The organism is Clostridium sp. (assembly GCF_040797585.1).
Classification (GTDB): Bacteria; Bacillota; Clostridia; order Clostridiales; family Clostridiaceae; genus Clostridium_Z.
On the sequence record NZ_JBFNEO010000245.1, the window covers coordinates 1 to 3,847 of the forward strand.

The window sequence follows — 3,847 nt, forward strand, 5'->3', positions numbered from 1 at the left end:
TTCTTATACTTTTTAGCTATAAGTAATTCTTTAACATAAAAATGATATATGTATATGTACTTAGGATTTACCTCTTTACCTATTATATCTATAGCATCACTTATAACACTTAAAGCTTTCTTATTCTCCCTAGCCATAGAGTAAGTTTGAGCTATTTGAAATAATATATATATATCCTTAGGATTTTTACCTAACTCTTCTAATAAAATCTCTATATTTCTTTCATATTTATAAATCATAATATTATGATCGTCTCTACTATATCCATAATGTTTAAATACCGCCTCTAATTTTACACAGGGTTCTTTATATAAAGGCTGCTCATGTATTCTTCCTATATACTTAAAGTCTCCATCATTTTTAAATAATCTAAAGAAACTTCCCATAACATAACTTGAATATTTACTTGAGGTTATATTTTTTATGTTAACTATAGCAGAATTATATTTTTTATGTAAATTATCTTCAAAAAATTCTCTTATCTCCTTTGGATTTTCTAAAACTTCATCTCCATCTACTATAAGAATCCATTCACCCTTGCAGTAGCTTATACTTTTATTTCTCATATCTGCAAAATTCTTATTCCACACAGCACTATAAACTTTATCTGTATATTTTTTAGCTATATCTATAGTTTTGTCTGATGAACCTGTATCTAATATTACAAGTTCGGAATCTAGTGTTTCTAATACTGGTTTTAATGCTGATAGGGTATTGTCTAAAAACCTTTCTTCATTTTTTACCATCATAGCAATACTTAATAACATAGTAAACCTCCCTTATAAAAAAAAGGATAGAGATAATCTCTATCCTTTTATAACTATCTTAATAATTGAAGAACTCCTTGTGGCTGTTGGTTAGCTTGAGCAAGCATTGCTTGAGCAGCTTGGCTTAGGATGTTATTCTTTGAGAAGTTCATCATTTCCTTAGCCATGTCTACGTCTCTTATTCTTGACTCAGCAGCTGTTAAGTTCTCTGATGAAGTTCCTAAGTTGTTTATAGTATGCTCTAATCTATTCTGGTATGCACCAAGCTTTCCTCTTTCAGCTGAAACAGTAGCTATAGCTTTATCAAGTGTTTCTATTGACTTTGATGCATCTTCTTTTGTCATAATGTTTAAAGCAGCTTCTTGCTTAATATCAGTTGATCCATCAGTTACACCATTTGCTTTTGTAAAACCAGCTTCTCCAGCATTTCCTGTAATTCCAAGTGCTGAAGCTCTCATATCATTTATATTTAATGCCATTGATTGCCCTTTATTTGCTCCTATTTGGAATGTTGTATTAAATCCACTTCCTTGAGTTCCAGGACCTACTGGTTGATCTATGTTTTTAACATTCTTTTCATCTGCAGTTTCTACTCCAAAAGCTTTTGCACCGCTTACTGCTATATCTTTTCCTGTTTCTGAAATAAATTGTAATTTATTATCATTTGATAATGAAGCACTTACTTTTCCGCTTAGTCCAGCTTGTTGTAGAGATTCATTTATGTCTTTTACTAATTCGTTACGTGCAGCACTTGCAACATTTTCATCATCATTATTTACATCATATGTCTTCCCTTTATTTAAAGTAACTGTAACTTCACTTTCTGATCCAACTGTTACTTTAAATGAATCTCCATTCTTAGTAGTTATACTACCTTTAGTAGTAGTTGTTGTTGTACCAGTTGTTGTTGTTGTTTCTCCTAATTCTTTGCTTCCTTCAATACCATGTCTTTCTATTGTTGAATTTTTTCCTGTATTAGAATCAGTCGCTGCAACTCCTAATGCAGGATCAGCCGCACTAAACTTTATTGAACTATTAGAACCAGTTGATTTTGATGTAAATGTTAATTTGCCTGCACTATTTGCTTTTATATCAACTAATTCTGATAACTTAACTCCACCTGATGTTTTTTCTCCTAAAGCTGTAGCTGCAGCTTTTGCACCTGCTTCATCTGCACTTGCTACAGAAATACCACCTATATTAAATGTTTTTCCATCAACTGTAATAGTTAAATCATCATCTGATGTAGCTACAGTTACAGTACCTGCAAGAGTAATTTCAGCACTTGTAGCATCAGTAACCTTTGCTCCATTAGCTGAATCCATACCACCATTTAATAATTTTTGTGTATTAAACTCAGTTGTGTTACCTATTCTGTTTATTTCTGAAGTTAATTGATTCATTTCGTCTTGTATAGAACTTCTATCAGCCTCTGTGTTAGTTCCGTTAGCTGCTTGAGTTGAAAGCTCTTTCATTCTTTGAAGTATGCTGTGAGTTTCATTTAAAGAACCTTCAGCTGTTTGAATTAATGAAATACCATCTTGAGCATTTCTTGAAGCTTGATCAAGACCTCTTATTTGTCCTCTCATCTTTTCAGAGATAGCTAGTCCTGCAGCGTCATCTCCTGCTCTGTTTATTCTAAGTCCTGAAGAAAGCTTCTCCATAGACTTTCCAGAATTAACTGTATTCATTCCCATATTTCTATGAGCGTTCATAGCGTTCATATTGTGATTAATTATCATTGTGTTTTCCTCCTTGAATTTTGAAATTTTAAGGATCACATCCTTGTGAAACCTTATAATATATTAATCGTAGTCTCTAGTATCTACTTTATAGCTTTTTTTAAAATTTTTTATATTTTTTTATTTAATATAGATCTATTAAGAAAATTTCTATTATATTCTTTATTAGCCTGTCTTCCTTTTCTAACCTCTAATAATTCCCCTTTAGTTTTATTTAATAATTCCTCTAAGGATTTATTAAATACCTCTTCTAAGGATATTAGATTAAGTTCTCTTATAACTCTTTGGCTTTCTTCCATGGTAGGATTTAAGAGATTTATCTTTTCTATTAGAATCTGTCTTAAATCTAAAGACTTTTCTAAGGCTTCCATATCCTCCTGGTTTACAGAAATTATAAGGTTATTCGTAATTTCCTTATATTCATTAAAGATGTCCTTTAGACTCTCCATTACATTCCACCACTAAACTGTTGCATAAGCCATCCTTGCTGAGCATTAGCCTTGTTCATCTCTTTTTCAAGTCTTGCGAATTTTATATAAAGATTATTTTCTCTCTCAAAAAGACTTCTTTCCATTTCTTTTATAAGCTTATCCTTCTTTAAAACACTTTCTGTAATACTGTTCTTTGTTTCAGATAAGGTTCCCTCAAAACCTGCTTTCTTTAAAAGAGCTCCATCGGATTTTATCACATTATCATTAAACACATCTTTAATTCTAGTGAAAACCCCTTTACTTTTAAAATCATCTCCATTGCCAGCTAGGACCTTCATTACCTCTTCCCCATTTTCCTCAAGGGCTTTGGTTAATTTGTTTTCATCTATGGTAAGTTGTCCATATTTACCTAAGTAATCCTTGTTAAAGCTTATTCCTATGTCATTTAAAGAAAGATTAGTTCCTTCTACTTTAGTAGTTATAGCCTTCCTTAAAGATGACATAATATTGTTTAAAGTATCATCATTACGAAGTAAGCCTTCTTTTCCCTTAGCTTCCCATTTCTTTATTTCATCTTCTTTCATCTCCGTCCTTTGTTCTTCTGTTAAAGGAAGGTATTTATAGGTTTTCTTTTCTGAAACTTTCTTGTTAATATCACCTATTATCTTATTGTAATCTTCTACAAATCCCTTTATCTTATCTACGGATTTGGAGGTATCATTTTTTATAGTGAAAGAAGTTTCCCCTTTAAAGTTTAAGCTAAAGGTTATATTATCTAAAGTGAAGCTATTTTTCTCACTAGTCATGGATATAGGTTTATCCATTCCTGGTAAGGTTATATCATAAACTGCATCTTTTCCAGCCTTTTGCTTATAACTATAGGTTTCAAGTAAACTACCGTCTGTAA

General features: G+C 31.4%; 4 protein-coding genes. All 4 read right to left on the reverse strand.

The window, feature by feature from the left end:
• The coding region (locus AB2369_RS12200) for a glycosyltransferase family 2 protein (protein ID WP_367666748.1) at positions 1-767 on the reverse strand (767 nt) is incomplete at its 3' end.
• Between the two features lie 53 nt (positions 768-820).
• Entirely contained in the window at positions 821-2,509 is a 1,689-nt protein-coding gene (locus AB2369_RS12205; RefSeq protein ID WP_367666749.1) for a flagellin, read from the reverse strand.
• A gap of 110 nt (positions 2,510-2,619) precedes the next feature.
• Positions 2,620-2,958, reverse strand: coding sequence for a hypothetical protein (locus tag AB2369_RS12210; protein WP_367666750.1), 339 nt, complete (start codon positions 2,956-2,958; stop codon positions 2,620-2,622).
• On the reverse strand, positions 2,958-3,847 hold an 890-nt coding region (gene fliD / locus AB2369_RS12215), incomplete at its 5' end, for a flagellar filament capping protein FliD (RefSeq protein ID WP_367666751.1). The genes fliD and AB2369_RS12210, both read right to left, overlap by 1 nt.